At 66.3% G+C, this 20596-nt stretch carries 24 protein-coding genes; 9 read left to right on the forward strand and 15 right to left on the reverse strand.

Annotated elements, in window-relative coordinates:
- Positions 1-15: 15 nt before the first annotated feature.
- From HS104_11720 to HS104_11730, 3 genes are all read right to left on the reverse strand, one after another.
- Complete coding sequence (locus HS104_11720; GenBank protein MBE7480635.1) at positions 16-525, reverse strand: hypothetical protein; 510 nt, start codon at positions 523-525, stop codon at positions 16-18.
- Between the two features lie 96 nt (positions 526-621).
- Positions 622-1269, reverse strand: a complete 648-nt coding sequence (locus tag HS104_11725; protein MBE7480636.1) for a hypothetical protein — start codon at positions 1267-1269, stop codon at positions 622-624.
- A 167-nt stretch (positions 1270-1436) separates the two neighbouring features.
- On the reverse strand, positions 1437-2501 hold the full coding sequence (locus tag HS104_11730; protein MBE7480637.1) for an AAA family ATPase: 1065 nt from the start codon (positions 2499-2501) through the stop codon (positions 1437-1439).
- Positions 2502-3486: 985 nt separating this feature from the next.
- Here HS104_11730 and HS104_11735 point away from each other — a divergent pair.
- The 3 genes from HS104_11735 (at position 3487) to HS104_11745 (ending at position 4494) form a co-directional block, all read left to right on the forward strand.
- On the forward strand, positions 3487-3762 hold the full coding sequence (locus tag HS104_11735; GenBank protein ID MBE7480638.1) for a hypothetical protein: 276 nt from the start codon (positions 3487-3489) through the stop codon (positions 3760-3762).
- A 54-nt stretch (positions 3763-3816) separates the two neighbouring features.
- Positions 3817-4008, forward strand: a complete 192-nt coding sequence (locus HS104_11740; protein ID MBE7480639.1) for a hypothetical protein — start codon at positions 3817-3819, stop codon at positions 4006-4008.
- A gap of 66 nt (positions 4009-4074) precedes the next feature.
- The gene (locus tag HS104_11745; protein ID MBE7480640.1) at positions 4075-4494 is read left to right on the forward strand and encodes a hypothetical protein; all 420 of its coding nucleotides are present in this window, start codon (positions 4075-4077) and stop codon (positions 4492-4494) included.
- A gap of 27 nt (positions 4495-4521) precedes the next feature.
- Here HS104_11745 and HS104_11750 read toward each other — a convergent pair whose 3' ends face one another.
- From HS104_11750 to HS104_11770, 5 genes are all read right to left on the reverse strand, one after another.
- Positions 4522-4836 (reverse strand): hypothetical protein, encoded by a 315-nt coding sequence (locus tag HS104_11750; GenBank protein MBE7480641.1) that lies wholly within the window; start codon positions 4834-4836, stop codon positions 4522-4524.
- Positions 4833-5120, reverse strand: a complete 288-nt coding sequence (locus HS104_11755; GenBank protein MBE7480642.1) for a hypothetical protein — start codon at positions 5118-5120, stop codon at positions 4833-4835. Before HS104_11755 ends, HS104_11750 begins: the two co-directional genes overlap by 4 nt.
- Before the next feature lie 21 nt (positions 5121-5141).
- A complete protein-coding gene (locus HS104_11760) occupies positions 5142-5495 on the reverse strand; it encodes a hypothetical protein (GenBank protein MBE7480643.1) in 354 nt (117 codons plus the stop codon).
- Positions 5496-5543: 48 nt separating this feature from the next.
- The gene (locus HS104_11765; protein ID MBE7480644.1) at positions 5544-5942 is read right to left on the reverse strand and encodes a hypothetical protein; all 399 of its coding nucleotides are present in this window, start codon (positions 5940-5942) and stop codon (positions 5544-5546) included.
- 85 nt (positions 5943-6027) lie between these two features.
- A complete protein-coding gene (locus HS104_11770; protein ID MBE7480645.1) occupies positions 6028-6657 on the reverse strand; it encodes a hypothetical protein in 630 nt (209 codons plus the stop codon).
- Here HS104_11770 and HS104_11775 point away from each other — a divergent pair.
- Positions 6619-7986 carry an AAA family ATPase gene (locus tag HS104_11775; GenBank protein MBE7480646.1) on the forward strand — a complete coding sequence of 456 codons (1368 nt, stop codon included), beginning with the start codon at positions 6619-6621 and terminating at the stop codon, positions 7984-7986. The genes HS104_11770 and HS104_11775 overlap by 39 nt on opposite strands.
- A 130-nt stretch (positions 7987-8116) precedes the next feature.
- Entirely contained in the window at positions 8117-8776 is a 660-nt protein-coding gene (locus HS104_11780; GenBank protein ID MBE7480647.1) for a recombinase family protein, read from the forward strand.
- Between the two features lie 997 nt (positions 8777-9773).
- On the opposite strand, the gene HS104_11785 is transcribed toward HS104_11780, so the two are convergent.
- Entirely contained in the window at positions 9774-11378 is a 1605-nt protein-coding gene (locus tag HS104_11785) for a hypothetical protein (protein MBE7480648.1), read from the reverse strand.
- A 258-nt stretch (positions 11379-11636) separates the two neighbouring features.
- On the opposite strand from HS104_11785, the gene HS104_11790 reads away from it, so the two are divergent.
- The gene (locus tag HS104_11790; GenBank protein MBE7480649.1) at positions 11637-11876 is read left to right on the forward strand and encodes an addiction module protein; all 240 of its coding nucleotides are present in this window, start codon (positions 11637-11639) and stop codon (positions 11874-11876) included.
- 12 nt (positions 11877-11888) lie between these two features.
- On the opposite strand, the gene HS104_11795 is transcribed toward HS104_11790, so the two are convergent.
- Entirely contained in the window at positions 11889-12170 is a 282-nt protein-coding gene (locus HS104_11795; GenBank protein ID MBE7480650.1) for a hypothetical protein, read from the reverse strand.
- Between the two features lie 15 nt (positions 12171-12185).
- The gene (locus tag HS104_11800; GenBank protein MBE7480651.1) at positions 12186-12476 is read right to left on the reverse strand and encodes a hypothetical protein; all 291 of its coding nucleotides are present in this window, start codon (positions 12474-12476) and stop codon (positions 12186-12188) included.
- Positions 12477-12758: 282 nt separating this feature from the next.
- Between HS104_11800 and HS104_11805 the strand changes: the two genes are divergently transcribed.
- Positions 12759-14231, forward strand: a complete 1473-nt coding sequence (locus HS104_11805) for a YdiU family protein (protein MBE7480652.1) — start codon at positions 12759-12761, stop codon at positions 14229-14231.
- Between the two features lie 10 nt (positions 14232-14241).
- Here the strand turns inward: HS104_11805 and HS104_11810 are convergent, their stop codons facing one another.
- Positions 14242-14670, reverse strand: coding sequence for a DUF4259 domain-containing protein (locus HS104_11810; protein ID MBE7480653.1), 429 nt, complete (start codon positions 14668-14670; stop codon positions 14242-14244).
- Between the two features lie 108 nt (positions 14671-14778).
- Here HS104_11810 and HS104_11815 point away from each other — a divergent pair, with 108 nt between their 5' ends.
- Complete coding sequence (locus tag HS104_11815; protein ID MBE7480654.1) at positions 14779-15369, forward strand: hypothetical protein; 591 nt, start codon at positions 14779-14781, stop codon at positions 15367-15369.
- Between the two features lie 61 nt (positions 15370-15430).
- Here HS104_11815 and HS104_11820 read toward each other — a convergent pair whose 3' ends face one another.
- The 3 genes from HS104_11820 to HS104_11830 are packed head-to-tail and all read right to left on the reverse strand — an operon-like array spanning position 15431 to position 18007.
- Positions 15431-16312 carry a hypothetical protein gene (locus HS104_11820; GenBank protein MBE7480655.1) on the reverse strand — a complete coding sequence of 294 codons (882 nt, stop codon included), beginning with the start codon at positions 16310-16312 and terminating at the stop codon, positions 15431-15433.
- On the reverse strand, positions 16309-16953 hold the full coding sequence (locus HS104_11825) for a hypothetical protein (GenBank protein ID MBE7480656.1): 645 nt from the start codon (positions 16951-16953) through the stop codon (positions 16309-16311). The genes HS104_11820 and HS104_11825 overlap by 4 nt, the downstream gene beginning before the upstream one ends.
- Before the next feature lie 55 nt (positions 16954-17008).
- The gene (locus tag HS104_11830) at positions 17009-18007 is read right to left on the reverse strand and encodes a hypothetical protein (protein ID MBE7480657.1); all 999 of its coding nucleotides are present in this window, start codon (positions 18005-18007) and stop codon (positions 17009-17011) included.
- A 115-nt stretch (positions 18008-18122) separates the two neighbouring features.
- Between HS104_11830 and HS104_11835 the strand changes: the two genes are divergently transcribed.
- The gene (locus tag HS104_11835) at positions 18123-20588 is read left to right on the forward strand and encodes a fused MFS/spermidine synthase (GenBank protein ID MBE7480658.1); all 2466 of its coding nucleotides are present in this window, start codon (positions 18123-18125) and stop codon (positions 20586-20588) included.
- Positions 20589-20596: the final 8 nt, after the last annotated feature.

Here is a 20596-nt window from a genome sequence, read left to right on the forward strand (position 1 = left end):
AGTCGGCCACGTCGCTTAGGGCCCGGCCTGCTCATGAGTCGCATCGAGCATCTGTCCCTTCGCAGCCTGATAGCAGTCGTCGGCAAGCGCCAGCGCCGCCCGAAGCGCCAGTGCCGGATTCTCGGTCCCTACTTCCCGGAGAGCGCCCAGCAAGAATTCAATCCGGCCTTCCACTGTGAGCATGGAGAGAAAATCTCTGACGAACGCCGCACTCTCGGAGGGCAAGTTCGCAGAGACCTTGAGGATACTCGCCTTGTCGGTGAATCTCTCGGGCAGGTGGGTGGGCGACTCAAAGCGCATTCCGCCGCACATGCTGCGCAACGCGACTACGACAGTGCCGGTGGAGGTGGACTCGATCGACGCCGAGTACACGGGCTCCTCGACGTTGCGTTCGGCAAGGATTGCGACGATTTCCTTCCCGAGCGCCAAAGGGTCGAACGGCACGCCCGACTTTGGGACAGTAACAGTGACGGCCCGAACGTGGGTTCTTTTGGATCGGTTATCTTGGGAGTTATTCTTGCTCATGATGTCTTCTTCCTGGGCCGCTTGGTTTTCTCGGCCTCGTTGAAGAAAGGCGCTTGGCTTCGGGCTCTCGACGAATCGTTTTCGGCTTCGAATTGGTCAAGGCTGATCGTCCGCGAAGACAAGCAGCACAGGTGCATCCGGATCTCGGTTCGACTGAACGCGCGAGAGATGCTCTTCGAATTGCCTGTCGCCGGGCCGGAACACGTAGAGGAGCGTCGTCTCTCCGTGCTTGTATCGGAGCTTCGTCGGATTCTCGTCCTCACAGTGAAGCACCAAGGGCTCAGGGAAGGTCGGGTCGAACTGGCTCGCGGTGAGATCCACGTAGTAGTGCTGACCCACGCGAAGCAGCATGTGGGCGTTGAGCTGATCGGGACGGTCTGGCGGCCCATCCACGGAAATGTGGTTTGCAGCCAGATACGAATCGGGGCCCAAGAACTTCGGCAGGCAGCGCGCGAAGTCGTAGCAGTGCACGTATGCGACGACCTTGGCTCCATTCACGGACGCGAAAATCTGCTGACCGAGTTCACTTGCAGCGGCGCAGTGTCGATTGCCATACCCGACGGAGCGAAGAAACTTGAACGCGAATGCGGCGCGTCTTCTGATTCCTTCCGACTCGGCGGTAACCGGAAACTGGTCTTGCGCGATTGAGCTGCCCCGCGCGTGCTTGGCCAGGTGCTCGCTCATCTTCTTTCGCAGATTCTTCTGCACCTTCTTCTCTGCTGCTCGTAGTTGTCTTGGGGTCATCGTTTGCCTCCTTGGAATTCGGAGGCAGTTCGCCGAGGACTCTCGACAGATCGTTTTGCGCTTCTAATTGGTCGTCGTTTTGGGTTGCCCATGCGTCGCGCGACAATTCGACGAAATCGCAAGATGTTCCGGTTTCAAAGCGAACAGAAAACCGAACGAAAACCCTTTCACGCGGCGGTCGGCACGTCGCCCGTTGCCGCGGCGTCCTCCGGCAAGCTGTAGAGCTTCGTGCGACCCTGCTTCTGCTCGACGATCTTGCCGCCCTTCACCAGCTCGTCGATGGCCTGACGAGTGGTCTCAGCCTTCCGTCCCGCATTCTCGACCAGCTCGGTCTTGGCGACTGGAATGGGGGAGGAGCGGAGCACGTCCAGAATGATCTCGGCGGTGCCCTTCTCCTCGACGACGCTCTGCTGAGCCACCGGCACGAACCGAACGCCCTCGTAGCCCACCCCGTCGCCCAAGTAGCGGCCGGCGTTTTCCATGCGATAGGAGAGGGGCTTCATCCGCTGCGAAGCTCGGCTCTTGTCTTGGTGCAGCGTCAGGATCTCGTTCTTGTTGCGGGAGATGCGATAGACGCAGTCGGCCACATCAGCGAATGCGATCGAACCGCGCATGGCGAACTCCCCATCGCCGCCGCCGTTCCTTCCAGGCTTGCGATGATGGTGGATAAGGATGATGGCGCAGCCGGTTCGAGCGCTGATGCCGCCGAGCTTGATCAAGATGTCGGCGCTCTCGCTCGCGTTCTCGTCGCCTGTGTAGAAACGGCGCAGGCAGTCGATAATGCAGAGCTGTCGGCCGTCCATCAGCTCAGCCACGCGCTCAAGGTCTTTGGGGTGTCCGAGGTCGGGAATGCTGTCGTCGCCGAAGTAGGAAAGGGCGCGGAATTGACCTGGCTCGGGCAGAAGCTCGGGCGCGCCAGAAATGACCTTGCGGCAGTAGTTGTCTCGGTACTTCTTGAGCCCAAGCTCGCCGTCGATCCAGAGTACCTTCGACTTCTTGGTCTGGAGCTGGCCGAGGATGGGCAGGCCGGTCGCGACGCAGAGCCCGACGTGCGTGAGCAGCAGGGACTTGCCTCGGTTCGTGAGCGCCGAGAGCAGCGTCACTGGGCCGGGCTCGATGGCCATGCCGGGGATGGTGTAGGCCGGGGGCTCGGGCGGGGTCTGCATGATGGAAGCGGCATCGAAGTCTTGCGGCGGGAAGTAGAAATCGTCTCGATCAACGATCAAGCGCATGGGGATTCTCTTGGTGTTTGCGGTTTGGGCTCGACCCCATGTGGCAAAACCGCTCCCGCCCCGGCTTGCACCGAGACGGGAACACCACGAAGAATCTCGCTTGATCTGATGCAGCGAATTGCCCAGGAGTTCTCGACAAGCTTCTGCGCTGCCAAAAGGCGGGCGGTGCTAATACGGGATGCTTTTTCGGCGCATGTCACCGGCGCATTGAAAGTCCAGCTGGAGTTATCCCGGCCGGAGAAACTGCCCGGCGGCCAATCGTCCCGCTCATCGTCCCCTGTAGAGTTGGACGATGGGACGATGACGAAAAACCGGTCAGAAACTGATCCCCCCTACGGACGGGGGAGAGCTTCGCTCTCTCCCTCTCGCCCGCCCTGACGGTCGGTCTCGCCGTGCCCCCCATGGCTCCGCAGACGGAGCCATATTGTGAAAAGAGCCGGCAAGGTTCTCTCCCTCTTTTTTCAATCCCACCCCCTTATCCACTCTGGGGCATGAACAACGAGCGCGCGGGCCGAGGACAGGGACGACAGCGAGCACCACCGCGAGTACCAGCGCGAGCGTCAGCGCGATCACCAGCGCCACCGCCAACATCACAGCGCTGACCTCGGCGGCCAGCAGCTCCAACCGCATCGCCAGATCCACGAGCTGTCGCGCACTTGCGCTGCCACTGCGGGCAATATCCCCTTCGCGCGAGCACACATACCCGCCGCAACCCCTTGGCCTTCCATCACTTTCCGGACGGACGCGATATGAGCGCGTTTGCCTCCGGGATGGGCTCCGGGTCGTCCTGGGTAATCCGGCGATATCAGCGTGTCACTGGTGAGGCCGGCGATCTCGGCCGGCCCCACCACCAGCCGCAACGACCACATCGAAGCGGCAACTTCGAATTGCTCCGGTTTCGAATGCCGTTCGACTTTCCGGTGTTCGTGCAGAGCGCAGAAAAAGATCGTCGAGGGGAAAGCCCCACGCGGCCCTTCAACTCGGCGTGCACATCGAGACCTTCGTAATCGTAACTGGCCTCGCCGATGACCAAGACCTCGTCCGCGAAACTCTCACGGCCAGCGCCAAGCGCCTGCTGGGCCCCGCCGCTGCGGTGATGCAGCCCATCCAGCCGCCGGCCATCGGCTTCGCGCTGGTGGTGGCCACGCCCGAGCCGGTGACCGCCGCCGACCTGGAGAAGCTCCGCCACGCCCTCGAACTCGAACTTCAGCGCCGCGAGGTCATGCACTCCGAGCTTGCCGTGGAGCTGCTCGCCGAATAACTCGCTGCCCAAAGAAGCAACCGGTCCCCGGAGTCGGAGCACCTGGAGGAACGCATGCCCGCCATCACGATGATTATCTGGCTCGGTACGACTCCCGCCCAGGTGCAGGCCGTCCAAGCAGGACAGGCCACGCCGGCCATCAAGTACGACATGATCAGGGTCGAGCAGCAGCGCGCCGTCACGGCCGAGCGCACCAGCGAGCCGAGAGCCAAGGCGCGGGCCGAGCTTCCGTCCAGCATGCGTTAACGGACGTGTAACGCGTTACACGTGCTGGGTTGCGCCGGTCGCTCCCGTCCCTCAAGCTCCAACGAAGTGACTCGCTCCCGCGCGGCCTGGGCCTTCTTGGCGATCGTCAGCGCATGCGGCAACACGAACGAGGCCGGAACCCCATCGGACGCCGGCAAGGACTCGGGCGGCGGTGGCAGCTCCGGCACCGGCAGCTATCCGGGGTTCGGCGGTTCGACCTGCAACATTGCCCCCTGTCCCGCCTCGCCACCACCGGACGGCTTTGGCTGCACCGGATACCGGACGTGCGAGTGGGAGATGAGCTGCGGCAAGGTCACCTGCGACTGCCACTCGTTCGAATGCGGGATGCCCGATGGCTGGATGTGCTCCGTGCCGGCGGCATGCGCCGATGCGAGCGCGAACGATGCCGGCGATGGCGCTCCCGCGGATTCGAGCGGCGATGTTGCGGACGTCGTGTCCGACGTTTCAGACGCTGCTTCCGATTGAGGCCCGCCAGCCTTTCACGAGACGGCGTCAAAGCTCTCGAACCTCGTGCTCGGCAGACGCTGGCTCGATTGCCGCAGCCTTCACGATGAAGCTTCGGAGCGCGTCCAAGTCCGGCTGGCCAACAGGAACAAGCCGGTAGCGCCCGCTTCCGACGACCTTGATGGGGCCGGCGATCTCTACCTCGCTGTTCGGTTGCAGCCACTCGACCACGTACCGCTGGCCGCGCTCATCGAACACCTCGCGCAGCACTTCTTCGGCGTCCAGTGCTTCGACGTCCATGACAACAGCCTCAAGGGACCCGTAGACACGAAGCACAGTGTCGTCCTGAAGGGTGAGAATCATCGTCGTTCCCGGCCCAAGCGAAGCCTCTGGTCGTCCTCCGATTGCCCGCGCGCCTTCTCGCTCGCCTTGAACGCATCCTCCACGACGGCCTTCACGCGCCGGTAGAGCTTTCGGTCGGCGGTCGATGGATTTAACCCCTCGGCCAAGAACACCTGGACGGTGAACTCGTCCGCGTCGGCAGGCGGCTCCTTAGCGAGACGCTCTTGAGCCTCCGGCGACAAGCAGAAGCCGAACTGTACGCAGATGTTGACCGCGAGAGATTGGACTTCTTCGAGGGAGAGCATCGAGGTCACTCCAGCCGCCGCTCAGTTCACGCTTCGATCCACCGGCACTTCCACCGGCACCGGCTCCATCGGCCCGTCCGCCCATTCCGTCGTCTCCCAGTCGTGGACGTAGATCTCCTCCTGCTTGCAGACGGGACAGTGCGCGGCGATGGCGTTGTTGGGCATCTTCTCGACCCACAGCAGGCCGGGGCACTGCTTTCGCTTCGGCTTGCGCGAGCACTCGATCAAGGTCTCCAGCATCGTGTCCGGCTTCAGCGGGCCGCCATATTCGATGATCCGCGCGATGCGAAGCATGTTGCGCCGCAGGCGAGCCGGCTCCAGCGGGATGTTGCCGTGTTCGTCAAGCCAGTGGCGGGGATCGACGACGAGCTTCATGTCGGGTGTCCTCGGCGACAGAGAGTACCGCACCGAGACGACCTGAGATCACCTCTTGTAGACGCAGTCGTTGCAGCCGCCCTTGCAGCAGTGGTTGCTGAACTGCGCGCAGCCACCATCGATCCCGAAGCAGCTGCACTGCCACTTCCCGTTGAGCAGGAGGCAATGCCCTTCGCATGGGACGCCTTCGCAGCATGAGACGACGGCCCCGAACGATCCGGCTGCGTCTGGAGCGCATGACTGGTCGCCGTCGTACTCGGGGCCGTCATAGAGTTGGACGTCGCCGAGGTTCAGGTGCGGAGTGTCGGCGTCCGCGTCGATGGAGCCATCAGCGCCGCCGTCCGTGCCTGCGCCGGCCATTCCTCCGGTTCCGCCGGGCTCGCTCGACATCTCGCTGCATTGCCACACGGCGACGGCGAAGAGCGCCAGTGTCAGCCGAGCCTGCATCACCAGGAGATGATCGCTCGGGAACCTCTCGGGCTCAACGGTCAGCGCAGCGACGACAGCGACGGCACGCAGCCAAGTCTCCGTCTCACTCGGTGGCCTCTTCGTCGTCTTCCGCGCCCACGATGCCTTCCGCCCGCAGACTGATCCACCCGCTGTCCCTCGCCCCGATGACGACTACGTCGCTCAATAGGATCCCGACCGCTTCGCCCGCCGCATCCAGTCGTTCTGCAAAGTGGATCAGGTCGGGCATCGTTCTGGGCTGGCCGGTTGGCATGTTCAAGACGACCAGGAAGGCTTCAGCCCCACACTTGATCATGCTGCGAAGAACGGTCGCTGCTTCGAGTCCGTAGCCTCCCGCAGTGTTCTTGCCGACTTCGACCTCGCTCCTCAGGTAGCCATCACCATCGAGCGCAACGGCGACGACAATCTCGTCCAGCTCGCCGGCAAGTCGAGGCGTGTACACCCGTGCAACTTCTTCGGCGTCGATCAGCTTGTGTCGCGGCATTGAAGGCCATGTCCGCAGCACCAGGATCTGCATGGCCGTAATCGCGCGCACCTGGCTTTCCTGAAGTTCCAGAGCGCGTAGCTCATCGCCATCGAGCGACCGCCAACCACCCGGCGCAGTTGCGAGTGCGAGCGCTGCGGTGACGTCGCCTTCGAGCACGTCGCTGAGCAGTTGCAGTTCGGGCGCGCCCAATTCGTCGGCGATGGTCATGAGCTGAACCGTACCGACGACACGCGCGCGAGCAATCCATCTTTCGCGGTTTCCATCCACGGGAACCGCTCTTTCTTGAGAACAAAACCGGAAACCAAAAAGCGACGCATCCCGAGCGATGTCGTCGAGCAGGAGGAGTCCATGCAGGCCATGAACGAACTCATCGAGCAAACCGAGAACAACATCGAAACGAAGGAGAACGAGAATGAGACGACCGAAGCGAATACGCAGGAACAAGACACCAACCAGACCGAGAAGAACCCGTTCACGTCAGGAGCGATCTGTCTGGCCGATCTGGCGCACGAGCCGCTTCCCAGGGTGGAATACGTGGCGGAACGACTCGCGATTGCGCCTGGACGGCCGACGGTGATCTTCGGTCAATCAGGTCGAGGTAAGACGTTGTTTACCTCGTACATCGCCAGCTGCGTCGCGCTGAACCTGCCCCTCTTCAGCAAGTACGACGTTCGAGCCGGAGAAGTACTGCACCTCGATTACGAGCTTGGCCAGCACGAGATGCAAGTCAGGTATCGACAGATGGTCGTCGGCCTTGGTCTCGATCTCGACGCAGCGCCTGGCATCTGGTTCCGTTCCTACCCTGCCTTGAAGCTCGACGAACCCGATGCTCGCGTCCATCTACGACAAGCGATGGAGGGAAAGCAGCTCGTGATCATCGACCCGCTTTCGAGGGCAACTTCGGCGACGGACAACGATCCTCGAATTGGCGACGCATTGGCCATGACCGGTGAACTCTCGAACGAGCTTGGTGTCGCGGTGGTCTGGGTGCATCACGAAGGAAAACGCGTCGGCACTGGATACGGTCGAGGCTCGTCGGCGATTCAGGACAGCGCCGGCTGCGTGCTCCGCGTGTCGTCGCCCGAGCGCGGTCGTTTCGTCGTGGAGCAAGTGAAAGCAGTGCCGCATCCCGTTGCTCCCCTCATGTTCGAGATCGAAGAAGTGGGTGGCATCGCTCCGGAGACGCGGCGAGCGCGAGGGCTTCGGCTGGTGGAGTACGACCCCGACGCGACGCCTGTTGTTGCGGCGACGAACAAGACCGACGTACGTGCGGCCATTATCGCCTTTTTGGAGGGGCATCCGGAGGGGGCGAGCGGACGGGATACACGCAAAGCAGTAGGAGGCAACACCTCAAGGTTCGTTCAGAGCATGAGGGTGTTGATCGCGCAGAACATAGTCGTTGTCCGTCCGGATCCGAAGGACGGCAGAAAGCAGATCTACATGCTGGCCAGGAACTCGCCCGACTTCGAGCCCACGAACGGGACGGTTATCCAGTTCCCGAGCCGCCGTGACGAAAGCGAGGGCGACGATGTTTGATCCCGAAAACAGCGGGAAACGAGCTGGTTCCGTCGTACAACCGAACGGTGGTAAGACAACGAGAAGTCGTACGACAGCCCGAAACCGTAGAACGACGGGCGATCCCCAGCGTGCCGTCGCCTACATCCGCGTGAGCAAGGAGGAGCAGCACATCGGGCCGCAAGCTCAGCGCGACGCGATCGAAGCGTGGGCCGCTCGGGAAGGTGTAGATGTCGTCGGCTGGCATCTTGACCAGGGGTTCACCGGGAAGCTCCCGCCGGGCAAACGACCAGCTCTTGCAGACGCGCTGGCCGCTCTGCACGAGCACCAGGCCGGTGTTCTCGTCGTGGCCAAACGAGACCGGCTGGCCAGGGACGTCTTGGTCGCCGGCTACCTGGAGATGAAGGTCAGGCAAGCCGGCGCACGGATCGTGTCAGTTGCTGGCGAAGGCACCGGCGACGACTCACCGACCGACCGCCTCATGCGCCAGATCATCGACGCCTTTGCCGAGTACGAGCGGCAGATCATCGCCGCTCGAACTCGCGCAGCGCTCCAGGCGAAGAAGGCCCGTGGTGAACGAGCTGGCAACTTGCCCTGGGGCTATCGCGCCGACGATAACGGCAAGCTCGTGGAGGACGTCGATGAGCAGCTCGTGATCGCGCGCATTCGCGACCTGCGCGACGAGGGTGTGAGCATCCGTGGAGTCGTCCAGTGCTTGGCCGAAGAAGGCTACCGATCGCGGGTCGGGAGGCCGCTCACTCAGGGGACGGTCTGGAACATCCTGTGCGCGCTCGCCGGTCGCGTTGCGTAGCCAGCGCCCGGATGCAGGAGCTGCACGAGCATCCGAGGGATCGTGCAGGTGCTGGCCGACGACGGCTTCCGCTCGCGGACGGGAAGGGCCGTGAGCAGGGGGAGCGTGGAGAACCTGCTGCGGGTGCTCGCTGATGCGGTATTGCCATAGAGATCCATGCTGTTCGGATCAGCCGCCGGTGGCCTGGGGCTACTGCGGTGCGATGCAATCCTCCGGCGCAACACAGAACGGGCCGAACGGGTCTCCCGTATCTGGATTGGCGATCCAACAGCACGCCGCGCCGGGCGGGCACACAGCGCCGTCGCAACGACACGCTGGATAGTACGGAGTCGGTTCTTGACACGACCCGTGGCAGCGCTGCCCTTCGCAGCAGCTCTCGATCCCTGGCCCCGTGCCCACCTCCGCGCACGATCCAGAGGCGCTCTCCGAGGAATCAGAAGGCACCGCGTGATCGGCCGATGCTTCGCCAGAGATCCCGCCCGCACCGCTTGAACCGTCGGGTGAACCGGAGTCAGCGGACGATTCGTAGCTGGTTGTGCCGGCGCATGCCCAGATCGGAAGGCACACGGCTACTTCCACGGCAAGCAAACGCCGTATCCACCGCATACGAGCTGTGCCTCCTTCTCGGATCCGATGTTGCAACAGACCGATGGCAGGACGCAGCCACCCTCTATGCCCCCGCAATGGCAGGAACCTGATTCGCAGGTTCCCAGGCAAACGTGCCCGTTGCAGCAACTCTTGAGGGGATCCGTGCCGCCATCCTTGCACACCCACGGGAACTTGTCGTCCGGGCTCTCTGGGCCCGAATCAGATCCTGGAGTCGTTCCCCCAGCTCCAGTGTCTACGCTTGCGTCGGGCGGGTTGATCGCGTCGGGGCCGGCGTCGACCGGCATGCCACCCGTACCTCCCGTCGCCGGGTTACCCGTCGATGGAAGCTCGACGTTCCCCCCACATCCGAGGGCGGCCACGCCGAGAACAACGCAGACACGGACGAGCATCAATCCACCCAGCCCCAGGCGACCACATGAAGGTTGCGCCCCTGAAGCGGATGGCTCGGCACGCAGCCGCGTTGCTCGTCGCTGGAGTAGATCGCCAAGTGCCGCCAATTTGCGTTTCCCGGCACCGGCGGAACCGCGAGCAGGGCGAAGTAATCGCCCCAGTAGTGCGCGTTCTGCCATTCATAGTAGGCGGGGCACACCTCCGGGTCGGGTCCGGGCAGAGGAGAGAAGACCACCGTGGGATCCGCCGCGCTTGGCAGCGTCCCGTAGAGCGTCGCGAGAGTCACCTGGGCGTGCCCTTGGGCTATTTCGTCGCGCCCAAACTCATAGAACGCGTAGCGCCAGTCCGCGCCGGAGCCATCCTGGCCAGGGCTCTTGTCGACGAACTCGATTCGAGGCTGAGTCTGGTAGCCGGCGCGTAGCCGAGCGCCCCATGCATCGATATCCTGACAGCTCAGGACGCCCTCCAGCCCGAACCGGAAGCAGCGCGTGACGCCCACGTAGGTTCGTGAAGCATCCGGATCGCCGCCAGGCTCCACACGTGAGTACACGAAGATGAACTCGCGAACCGTCGAGCCCGCGAGCTGAGTGCGATTCACGGCGAAGTCGGCGCTCACGCCCGACCGGAGTTTCTTGTCGGTCACGACCCCGGCGGGGAGGGAGGCAAAGACCTTGGCTCCCGTCGTCACCTGGCCGATGTACGTGCACCCGTCGCTTGTTACCTGGCAGAGCCGAACGGTTCCGGCATCGTTCATTCCCGACAGCCACACAACTCCGCTCTGATCACGACGTAGCTCCGGACTCCTTGAGTACGTCTCCATGTCCGCGTCGACCGGCAGCTTCTGAAGGAACGGCTCGCTCGCGCCGGTGTAAACGAGTTCGTACAATAGGAGTCGGCCCAAAGTGGTAGATGTCCTGAAATCGTCCGCCGCAACGAAGACGCGACCGCCAGCTCCGATCGCCACGGTCGTTTGATCCGTACCGTAATCGCCGATGTCCGGTTCTCGAATGCACGTGAGGTCGCCGAACTGAACTCCGCCGTCGAACGAAAGCGCCACGCAGACGCTGTCGACGAGATTGATCCCATCCGGGGTGGTCAACGTCGTAGGCCACCCGTTGAGCGAGGTCTGTGATGTGCCCGCGACCGAGTCGAACGCTTGCCGACTGACGGCGAGGCTCGCGTAGGCAACCAGCGATGGGTTGGTCAACCCAACCGCGAGGGCCGGATCACTCCAGAGAATGGCAACCGGTTCACCCCACACGAACTGGGGGTAGACCTTGCCGGGTGCTTGCCAGGACGCACCGTTTGCACTGTAAGACCAGCCGTTGATGGATGAACCCCGCCGGAACGAAACGCCGCCGGGCAGCGACTGGTCGTAGGTGATGTCCTTCGGATTACCGGCCACGTTGTTCATGAAGTTCGGGCCGGTGAACCGGTGCCCCACCACCAGATTCACGCTTCCGTTCAGCCGCCGCGCTACGACCGCGTGCACTTCGGCCTGCTCGCCGGACTCGTGGGGTTGTTTGGGGCTACCGATGAGCGGCGGATCGGAAACCGCGCAACCCGCCATGATTGTCGAGATCGCCCACGTCGACAGGATCAACCCACCTCGCGAATACCCCATGTCGCCCTCCGCTGATGATCTCGACCTGATCAAAAGTACCTGGGCATAGCGAACCGTCAATGGCTATCGCCGCGTTCAGTTCGACTGGGCGGATTCTCAACAGCGAGCGACCCGACCTCGTGGGCGGTCGCAGCCTGACCGGTTCGGGCCTCCACCAGCTGCCGCGTCCCGCGCAGTTGGCGTGGCGGGAACGCGCTGGCGGCACTGGAGTCCGCTCCGCGTGCTAAGCTTCGCGACGTGAGACCCTCGAACGCCGAGAAAGTCCTCAGCGACGCGCTGGAGCTGACCGCCCAAGACCGAGCCAAGCTCGCCGCTGCTCTGCTGGCCAGCCTCGACGAAGGCGAAGACGAGGACGCCGGGCACGCTTGGGCTGCGCAGATAGAGGGTCGAGCAGAGCGGGTGCTCTCCGGTGGCTCGCAAGGGGCCCCTTGGGAAGCCGTCCGCGAGCGGCTCGTCGCTCGGCTGCGGCGCGGCTGAAGCCGCCGCACGTCACTCGTGCCGATCGAACCAGTCGAGCACTTCGTCGGCGTCCACGGCGAACTTTCCGCAGAGGTGGCGGAGCAAGTACTCGCTCACGACAGGCCCGATGTCGTCGTCCATGTAGGGGTACTTGCGCGGCTGCTTCTCTCCGGCGACCTGTCGGAAGAAGCAGCCCCCGCGCACCGGTCTTTTGGTGACGGGGTGAAGGATGTCGATGCGCTTCTCGGTGCAGCCGTACTCCTCGATCAAGTGATCGCGAAGCTGAGCGAATGTGGGCAGTCGATGGCGCACTGGACGCAGGCTCGACTACGCGACAGATGCTTGTTCGAGGGGTGTCCGTCGAACGACCAGCCCAGGCTTGCCGCGATCCCACGGCAGGGCGGCCTGGTACAGGCGCTCGAAGATCGCAGGGGGCACACGCTTCACGTCGGCCAGCGGTTCCGCACCGCTTTCCGAGTCGAGGGCTTCGTGGATGTGGATCGTGGCGTCCAGGTTCTCGATTGCCTGCTCCTCGGTGACGCCCTGCGCGCACACGTCAAGCTCCAGGGCCTGTGCGACCCACGCGCCTGTGTCGGGGAAGAGGAGAACACGCAGCATCTGCTCGACATATTGAGCCTGGACGGCTGCTCAGTCAACAATGCGCCCCGCGTTCTACGGCCCACCGGCCCCTACCCTCGCCTTGTGCTGGTTCCGCTGCCACCTCGATCAGCGCCGTTCTAAACTCCTCCAGATACGGACGCTCAGCTTCACTTCGCTCCCCAACGGACTTCCGGCAGTCCCTCGCCCCTTTCGTGGCTCACGCCGTTGCTCGAATCGCGTTGCCAGCGCCGGGTCCATTGACGACACGCCCGCGGGCACTACGTCGCCGGCGCTCCAGCGATGACCTTCGCCTTCGACAACACCTACGCGCGACTCCCCTCCCGCTTCTTCGCGCCCGTCTCCCCGACCAGGGTCCGCGCGCCGCGCGTCGTGAAGATCAACCGCGCGCTCGCTCTCGAGCTCGGGTTGGATCCGGACGAGCTCGAGTCGCCCGCCGGAGCGCAGGTGCTCGCCGGCAACGCGCTGCCCGACCGAGCGGAGCCCATCGCCCTGGCGTACGCCGGACACCAGTTCGGCTCCTTCGTGCCTCAGCTCGGCGACGGGCGCGCCATCCTGCTGGGGGAGCTCGTCACGGCAGACGGACGGCGCGTGGACGTACAGCTCAAGGGCTCCGGCCCCACGCCCTTCTCGCGCCGCGGTGACGGGCGAGCAGCGCTCGGTCCCGTCCTGCGCGAGTACGTCGTCAGCGAAGCGATGGCCGCTCTCGGCGTTCCGACGACCCGTGCGCTCGCGGTCGTGCTGACCGGCGAGCAGGTGTTTCGAGAAGAGGCGCTCCCCGGGGCAGTGCTCACCCGCGTCGCCGCCAGTCACATCCGAGTCGGCACCTTCGAGCTCTTCGCCGCGCGTGACGATCGTGATGCCTTGGCCACGCTGGCGTCGCACGCGCTCCGCAGGCACTACCCCGGCTCCGTGGGCACCGGCGACGACGCGGGGGCTCTGCTCGAGCGCGTCGTCGAGGCCCAGGCGAGCCTCGTCGCGCGCTGGCTCGGAGTCGGCTTCGTGCACGGGGTGATGAACACCGACAACACCGCCATCTCCGGCGAGACCATCGACTACGGGCCTTGCGCGTTCCTCGACGAATACGCTCCGGGCAAGACGTTCAGCTCCATCGATCACGCTGGGCGCTACGCGTTCGCCGCTCAACCCCGGATCGCCCTGTGGAATCTGGCGCGCTTCGCCGAGACCCTGCTGCCCCTCCTAGCCGACGACGAGGACGACGCCGTCCGCGTCGCGACCGAGCAGCTCCAGCGCTTTCAGCCCATCTTCGCCGCGGCGCACGCAGGGGTGCTGCGCTCGAAGCTCGGCCTCGCGCGAGCAGAGCAGGACGACGCCGCGCTCGCGGCCGACCTGCTCGATCGGATGGCGGAGAGTGAGGTGGACTACACTCTCCTGTTCCGCGGCCTGTGCGCCGCCGCCGAAGACCCCGCGGAGGACTCGCGGATCGCCTTGCTGTTCCGCGACCCGGAGGCGTTCCACGGTTGGTCGCGCGCGTGGCGCCGCCGCCTGGCGCGGGAGGAGCGCGAGCCCCGTGCGCGCGCGGCGGCCATGCGGCGCGAGAACCCCGCGTTCATCCCGCGCAACCACCGCATCGCCGAAGCCATCGAAGCCGCGGTCCGCCGCGACGACTTCGCGCCCTTCGATGCGCTGGTCCGGGTGCTCGGGCGACCCTACGACGACCAACCGGAGGCCGCGCACCTCGCCAGAGCGCCTCGGGCCGAAGAGCGGGTGCGCCAGACCTTCTGCGGGACCTAGGCCCCCAGCTTCAGGACGCCGCTGTCCCGTGGCCCGCGACGCGAGCCCTTAGCTCCGCCACGGCCGCGTGCCACTTGTCGGCGTCTGGGCTCTCGTCCCAGAGCTCGCGGAGCTCGGAGGGCTGCCCGACGATGCGATCGATGGCTTCGAGCGCGTGCTGGACCAGCTCCGGGGCCGGGGTGAGCGGGTGTGTACGGACCCATTTGTCCAGGGCCTCGGTGTGCGCGTTCTGCTCTCCCCACTTGCCCCTGAGGCGCGCGATCACCTCGCAGGCCGCCAGTGCCTCACAGGCGTGATCGGCGTCCAGGTAGTCGGTCCCCGCGACCAACACCGCCTCGATGGCATGGCGAACGACCGACAGATCCTCGGTGCCGTGCAGCTCGAAGGCCCAGTCGCAAGCCGTATCGTTGTCGAAGGTGCCGACGTCCCACGCTCCCATGACACACCGGAGCAGAGCTTAGGCCCCCGCGGCAGGCAGCGCCCCTGCAATTATCGCGCGTTTAGCCCGAGACTGCGGCTAAGCTCCCGCGGCGGAGGGAGACAGACCATGAAGAGGCTCCAGGTTTTCGTTTTGATGCTCGGGCTCGCGCTGACGTTGCTCGCCTGCAAGATGCTGGGCGGCGGCAAGAGCTACCCCGAGTCCGAAGAAGGACTGAAGCAGCTCGCCACGGATCTCTCGACCGCCAGCGACAGCGACGGCGAGAAGATGGGCAAGGACCTCGCTCTGCCCGACCCGAGCGGATTCTTCACCAAGACCTTCGGCGCCGACAACGCCTCCAAGCTCGCCTCGGACTACGCGACGGATGTGCCGAAGCTCGGCACCATCGGCAGCTTCTTCAAGGCCGCGCAAGCCAAGGGCAAGACCGAGATCTTGATCGAGAAGCACACGAGCCCCGACGACGACAACGCCAACTCGCTCCAGGAGGCGGCCATCCGCGCGATGAAGGCGCCGACCGCCATCTACACCATCAACTGCGTGGAGCCGGGCAAGACCATCGGCTCGAGCCTGTGGTCCTTCGCCTACGTGGACGGGAAGTTCCGCTACCTGGGCAAGCTCAAGGCCCTGAAGCCCGGCGCGAGCCCGCTCGACGAGCTCTCGAAGAAAGACGTGAAGGACGCCCTCAAGGGCGGCGACTGAAGGTCGCCCGGCGAAGCCGGCCTACCCTCCGCCCGCTGTCGATTCTTCGAAGCTCTCGAGCTCAGCGCCAGGGGTCCATCACCTCTGGCTCGGGGTTCATGCTGACGCGCCGGGCGGTGGTCTGACCGGCGACGATCTGCACGCGCAGGAAGCGCTTGATGGCGCCGCGCCGAAGCTCGAGGTTCACCGGCCCGCTGGGCAGCGGCGCGCGCACGACCGGGCTGGCGCCGAGGTTCTTGCCCTGGGCCAAGACGGAGTCGCAGGTCGGCACGCACATCACCGTCAGAAAGCCGGTGCCCTGCACCGGCGGCGGCGGCTGGCTCGTCGCCGGCGGCTTCGGCGCCGAGGTCGCCCAGGGATCCACCAGCGTCGGGACTGGCTTGGGCGCCGGCGGGCTCGGCGCCAGCGGTGCGACCGACGGGGCGGGCGCTGGTGCGACGCTCGGCGCGAGCGCGGGACGCTCGAGACCGAGGCCAGGCGCCGGGGCTGCCGCGCGTGGCGCCTCCGACACCGGCGTCTCCGCTGGGCGCGGTCGCGCGCGCAGCGCGAGCGCCCCGAGCGCCGCTGCTGCGCAGAGCGCGGCGGCGATACCGAGCACCAGGCCGAACGAGCGACGGGCGGGCGCCTCGGCTCCCGCCGCGGAAGCGACCTCGTCGGCGACGGCACCCGCGCTCGACTGGACTCGAACGGCCACCTCGCTGCACTCCGCGCAGCTCTCGAGGTGCGTCGCGAGCTCTGCCTCCTGCTCCGCGTCGAGCAGGTCCTCGCTCTGGAGCGCGAGCAGGACCTCAGCCTCCACGCAGGCGTCACCGCGGCTGGCGCTGCGTTCGTCGCGCAGCTCCGCGAGCGACAGCACCGCGCTGCACGCCGCGCAGGCGACCGCGTGCTCCTCCGCCGAGGCCTGGCGCGCGAGCAAGACATCGACTTCCGGGCACTGGGTCATGACGGTTCCTCCGGAGACAGCTCGGCCTCGACGGCGGGCTCGCGGTAGCGATCGCGCAGGCGCTTGAGCGCGGCGCGCAGAGCGCGTTCCGCCGCGGCGGGAGTCGCCGACCCCAGGCGCTCGGCGATGGTCTCGTTCGACTCGCCGTCGAGCCAGAGCGAGAGCGCGGTCAGCTGCTGCACGCTCAGATCGTCGCGGGCTCGCTCGAGCACGCGCAGCACCGTGGCGTGACGCGCCAGGTCCCTGTCGGCGATGGGCGGCGGCACGTCGTCGATGGGAACCAGGCGCACCCAGCGCGCCTGCTCGCCGCGACCGACGTGCTCGGGGTGCGCCCGGGTGTAGTCCACCGCCACCCGGGTCGCGACCGTGTGGAGCCACGCCGCGAAGGCCGCCTCGCTCTTGCCACCGGCTGAGGTGACGAAGGCTCGAAGGCGGCGGAACCCGCCCTCGCGCAGCTTCGCCATCACCTTGAGCACGATCTCGCGGCGGTCGTCGGGGCTCTTGCACAAAGGACCGGTGATCTGCCACCTGCCGGTGAGCGCCCAGATACGGGGCTCGACCCGCCGCCACAAGGCGTGCCAGGCCGGGGTGTCGCCGTCGAGCACCCGCAGCGCCAGCCCCGTCAGGTCGTCCGCGTCCACCTCATGGATTGAACGGCGGAGCAGGGCGAGTTGTCACGGCGCCAGTGACTTTTTTTCAGTCGGAGGGCCGCGCCGCACCGCGCACGAAGCGCTCGACCGCCTGAGCCACGTGGGGCGCGACCCGTTCGGGCGCTGGCGGGTTGAACCAGGCGAACGGCTCGACGAGCTTGCTGGGTCGAAGGCGCGGCAGACCCAGACCTCCCCGCGAGCACTCCACCAACAAGCTGAGCGCGCCGTGCTTGTCGTAGAACCAATCGAGCTCCATGCCCGGCGCCGTGAAGCCTGGGACCCAGTGCGACGATTGAACGGCGCGGTAAGGCTGGTGCGGGTCGGCACGGCGGGCGACGTGACGGGCCCAGCGGCGGAGCTCGCTGCGATCGAGCGCCGGAAACACCCGGCCGCCCCAGGGGTACAGCACCACCCCGCCGAAGCTGTGCAGCGACAGCGCGCGGTCCACCATCTGCCCTTTGAAGCAGCTCACGATGGCCCGCACCTCGGGCTCGCTCGCGGGGCCGCTCCCCGCAGAGAAGATCGGCTTGAAGAGCAGACGAGCCAAGCTCCGCTTGCCCCAGAAGCTCGGGAAGTTACGGTTCAGATCGACGCGCCGGGCGTTGTGTCGGACGAAGCGCCGGCGCCCGCGCCGGAGGTTCTCTTCCACGCGCAGGACGCCGTCGGGGTTGGCGACGATCACGCTGACCACCCGGCGATCCGTGGGCGGGCGCTCCACCAAGCGCTCGAGCAGCGTGAAGTGGGTCTCGACGCCGATCCACTCCATGGGGTGGATCCCGCTCAGCACCGCGGTCGTACGCCGAGCGTCCGGCGGCCCCACCGAGAGCGCGAAGATCGGCTCCTCGCGCACGCTCTTGCCGATCACCGAAACGTGCGCGCCGCGCCGGCCCAGCTCGCTGAGCTGGGAGAGCACCTCGCCGTAGCCTCGATAGGGTCCGAGCCCTCGGGGCTCGGTGGTCAACGCCAGCGGGGCCTTGCGGTGTCGGTCCGTGGCCCGAGCCAGGGCCTGTTCGGCCGCCACGACCCCGATCGGGTGGGAACGCATGCCCTGCTGTCCTGCCATTTACCGACGCGCGGACCAAGCGCATCTGCTCGATCCCGCGTCAAAATGCCGAAAACCCGAGTCTCGTTCGGCGCCGTTCCGCTATGGTGCGCGCGCTTTGTCCACGCCCCTCGCCCCTGCCGTCGAGTCCGGAATGTCGCGCACCAGCACGGCGCCCGGCGCAACCCCGTTCTGGATCCCGGTCGCCTTGTTCGTCGTCTCCGGGGCGACCGGGCTGGTCGATCAGCTCTGCTTCTCGAAGTACCTGACTTACATCGTCGGTTCCACGGCGCACGCCGTGAGCGCGGTGCTCGCTGCGTTCATGGCGGGCCTGGCCATCGGCGCGCATTTCGGCGGCAAGCTCTCTTCTCGCATCAAGAACCCGCTCTTCGCCTACGGCGTGCTCGAGCTCGCGGTCGCAGCGTCGGTCGCGCTCGCCCCGTTCGCCTTCCAGGCGCTGACCCCGCTCTACGTGAAGGTCGCTCAGGCCGCGCCGGGCTCGCTGGTGGTGCTGAGCGGCGCACGCTGGTGCCTGGCCATGCTGGTGGTGATCGTGCCGACCACCGCGATGGGAGCGACCTTGCCCTTCCTGTCACGAGCGCTCGGCGAAGGGGCCGCGGCCACGCCGGCGGAGGCCGCACGCCGCGCGCGCCGCCTGGGGATCCTCTACGCCGCCAACACGCTGGGCGGCGCCCTGGGTGCTCTCGCCGCTGCCTACGCGATCTTGCCGGCGCTGGGGCTGACGAAGACCCTCGCCGCCGCGGCGGCGTTGAGCGGCGCCATCGGCGTGTTCTCCCTGCTCTTGGGCCGCAGGGGCGCCCTGCTCGCCGAGCCCGCCCACTCGGGGCCGAGCGAAGCTCGAGAGGACGCGGAGGCCAGAGCGGTCCCCCAGGCCGATCCCGGCTCCCGGGAGCAGGTCCTGCTCACGACCTTGGCCTTCGCCTCGGGCTACCTGGTGTTCTCCGCGGAGGTCGTGTTCACGCACCTCTTGGCGCTGATCATCGGAAACAGCGCCTACGCGTTCGGGCTCATCCTCGCCGTCTTCCTCACCTGCCTGTTCGTGGGCGCGTCACGCGCTCCGGCTCTCGGCAGGCGCTACGGCGACGCGACGCTGCCAGCGAGCCTGGTCCTGACCGGAGCGCTGCTCGCGCTCACGCTGCCGCTCTGGGATCGCTTGCCGCTGGTGTTCAAGGGCACTGGCGAGCAAGTCGCGAGCTTCGAGGGCCGCGAGGCGGTGCGGGGTCTGGTCGCGTTCGCGGTGCTATGCCTGCCGACCTCGCTGATGGGGCTGACCTTCCCGCTGCTCTTGTCGCGCGTCGCGCGCTACGCCGGCGTCGGGCGCCTGGTCGGGCGCCTCACTGCGGTCAACACCATCGGAGCAGTGACCGGCTCGCTGGTAACCGGGTACCTCGTGCTGCCCGCGCTGGGCTCGCAGCGCGTGCTCGCGACCTGCGCGGTGGTCTTCGCCCTGCTCGGCGTCGCCACGGCGCTGACGACCTCGGCGACCGCCAAGCGCTTCGCGCTCGGTTTCGCGGCGCTCGCCCTGCTCCTCGCGCTCGGCGCGCCGCGCTGGGATCTGGCTCGCTTGACCAGCGGCTCCAACGTCTACTTCGACAGCGAGCGGCCGCCGGACGAGCTCCTGATGATGGAGGAAGACGTCCACGGTGGGGTCACCACGGTGGCGCGGCGCGGCGACGTCTTGACCCTGTACACGAACGGAAAGTTCCAGGGGAACAACGGCTGGGAGATGAACGCCCAGCGCTTCTTCGCCCACTACCCCTCGCTGTTCGTGCCGGAGCACCGGCGCGCGCTGGTCATCGGTCTCGGGACCGGCACCACCCTGGGCACCATCGCGGCTTACCCTTGGCAGGGCGTGGACATGGTTGAGATCTCGCCCGCCATCGCCCGCGCCGCGAAGCAGCACTTCGGCAGCATCAACCGCAACGCCCTCGACGATCCCAAGGTGAAGCTCCACCTGGCGGACGGCCGCAACTTCCTGTTGCTCACCACCGAGCGCTACGGCCTGGTCAGCATGGAGCTGTCGAGCGTCTGGTTCGCCGGCGCGTCGAACCTGTACAGCCGAGAGTTCTACCGGCTGGTTCACTCGCGCCTCGAGCCCGGCGGGGTGTTCCAGCAGTGGGTGCAGCTGCACCACATGAGCCGGCGCGACTTCGCGACCATCCTGCACACGCTGGCGGACGAGTTCGACCACGTCACGCTGTTCTACGGCGGCGGGCAGGGCATCCTGGTCGCCTCCGAGCGCCCCCTCGTCGCCTCCCGCGCCCACCTCGAGCGCATGCAGGCCGATCCGACGGTACACGACAGCATCCCGAACAACCGCCTGTTGGCCACGCTGCTCGACGACGTCATCGTCACCGACAAGGGGCTCCGCCGCTTCATCGAGGACTCGGCGCGCCAGGCCGGCCTCGGCGTCGGCGACCTGGTGTCGAGCGACGACAACCTGTACCTCGAGTACGCCACGCCGCGCGGCAACGTCCTGCCCTGGTCGAGCCGAGAGGAGCTGGTGAAGACGCTCCGGAGCTACCGCGACCCCGCCGAGATCGCCGCGATGCTCGGCCCCTGAGCGGGCCC

The sequence above is a fragment of the Polyangiaceae bacterium genome, from assembly GCA_015075635.1.
In the GTDB taxonomy this organism is placed as follows: domain Bacteria; phylum Myxococcota_A; class Polyangia; order Polyangiales; family Polyangiaceae; genus JADJKB01.

Bases quoted from the DNA above. Each gene is read 5' to 3' on its own strand.
- HS104_11720 (MBE7480635.1), bottom strand. From the start codon at position 525: ATGAGCAAGAATAACTCCCAAGATAACCGATCCAAAAGAACCCACGTT.
- HS104_11725 (MBE7480636.1), bottom strand. From the start codon at position 1,269: ATGACCCCAAGACAACTACGAGCAGCAGAGAAGAAGGTGCAGAAGAAT.
- HS104_11730 (MBE7480637.1), bottom strand. From the start codon at position 2,501: ATGCGCTTGATCGTTGATCGAGACGATTTCTACTTCCCGCCGCAAGAC.
- HS104_11740 (MBE7480639.1), top strand. From the start codon at position 3,817: ATGCCCGCCATCACGATGATTATCTGGCTCGGTACGACTCCCGCCCAG.
- HS104_11750 (MBE7480641.1), bottom strand. From the start codon at position 4,836: ATGATTCTCACCCTTCAGGACGACACTGTGCTTCGTGTCTACGGGTCC.
- HS104_11755 (MBE7480642.1), bottom strand. From the start codon at position 5,120: ATGCTCTCCCTCGAAGAAGTCCAATCTCTCGCGGTCAACATCTGCGTA.
- HS104_11760 (MBE7480643.1), bottom strand. From the start codon at position 5,495: ATGAAGCTCGTCGTCGATCCCCGCCACTGGCTTGACGAACACGGCAAC.
- HS104_11765 (MBE7480644.1), bottom strand. From the start codon at position 5,942: ATGCAGGCTCGGCTGACACTGGCGCTCTTCGCCGTCGCCGTGTGGCAA.
- HS104_11770 (MBE7480645.1), bottom strand. From the start codon at position 6,657: ATGACCATCGCCGACGAATTGGGCGCGCCCGAACTGCAACTGCTCAGC.
- HS104_11800 (MBE7480651.1), bottom strand. From the start codon at position 12,476: ATGCTGCGTGTTCTCCTCTTCCCCGACACAGGCGCGTGGGTCGCACAG.
- HS104_11805 (MBE7480652.1), top strand. From the start codon at position 12,759: ATGACCTTCGCCTTCGACAACACCTACGCGCGACTCCCCTCCCGCTTC.
- HS104_11810 (MBE7480653.1), bottom strand. From the start codon at position 14,670: ATGGGAGCGTGGGACGTCGGCACCTTCGACAACGATACGGCTTGCGAC.
- HS104_11815 (MBE7480654.1), top strand. From the start codon at position 14,779: ATGAAGAGGCTCCAGGTTTTCGTTTTGATGCTCGGGCTCGCGCTGACG.
- HS104_11820 (MBE7480655.1), bottom strand. From the start codon at position 16,312: ATGACCCAGTGCCCGGAAGTCGATGTCTTGCTCGCGCGCCAGGCCTCG.
- HS104_11830 (MBE7480657.1), bottom strand. From the start codon at position 18,007: ATGCGTTCCCACCCGATCGGGGTCGTGGCGGCCGAACAGGCCCTGGCT.